General features: G+C 47.0%; 1 protein-coding gene. It reads left to right on the top strand.

All coding sequences use genetic code 11. The features are described from left to right. Positions 1–884: AAA family ATPase (locus L1D50_RS23120; RefSeq protein ID WP_239966949.1), on the top strand; the 884-nt coding region annotated here is incomplete at its 5' end. Positions 885–887 lie beyond the last annotated feature (3 nt).

Here is an 887-nt window from a genome sequence, read left to right on the forward strand (position 1 = left end):
AAGTTGAATATGAAGATCCGGAGCCTGAAATGCTAACAGCTAACGCAAAGAAGTTTTTTAAACTACGTCGTGACCCGTTTGAAAACGAGATAACGAGCGAGGATGACCTATTTTTGGTTGATGCCCACCGTATTATTTTAGAAGACATGCTAACGGCCGCGAACGCTGGCAGCATGATTGCACTCTATGGCGAGTGTGGAAGCGGCAAGACGATTATTCGCCGCACCTTTATACACCAAGTACAACAAGATCATCCTGATGTAATTTTGATCCAGCCTGCACGATTAGACCGCCGCAAAATAACCGCAGAGTCTATTTCTACCGCTATTTGTAGAGCGCTACAAATCAAGCATAAACCAAGTGCTGAAGAGCGTGATGCTGCAATAGAAGAGGCATTGATTGAAAGCGCCAACAACGGGCATTTACACCTAATGGTAATTGATGAGGCGCACGATTTAAGCGCTGATGTGATCAAGCTACTCAAGCGTATTTGGGAGTTAACGCACGGTTTTAGGCGTGTGATGGGCATTGTACTGATCGGCCAGTCGGAACTTGCCAAAAAGTTAAGCGGCCAGCACGTTCGTGAGTTTAGCTGGCGCTGCAATCAAATACGGATGCAGCCGCTAGGGATTTATGTTCCTCAGTATATTCGCCATAAGCTATCTCGCGTTGGTGTAGATGCTGACAAAATTTTTACCGAAGACGCCCTTAGCGCCATTCGCGGCAAGTGTATGGGGCGCATTCGCCACGGCATTGCATTGGATGATGCCGAGCTAGACCGCTCTTACCCACTCAATGTGAACACTTGGCTTGCTAAAGCCATGAATGCCGCCGCTCAAATTGGTGAGCAGCAGATCACAGAATCATTAGTTTTAAAGGTGTAGCTA

Origin of the sequence: Pseudoalteromonas sp. Isolate6, assembly GCF_022398435.1 — a bacterium.
In the GTDB taxonomy this organism is placed as follows: domain Bacteria; phylum Pseudomonadota; class Gammaproteobacteria; order Enterobacterales; family Alteromonadaceae; genus Pseudoalteromonas; species Pseudoalteromonas galatheae.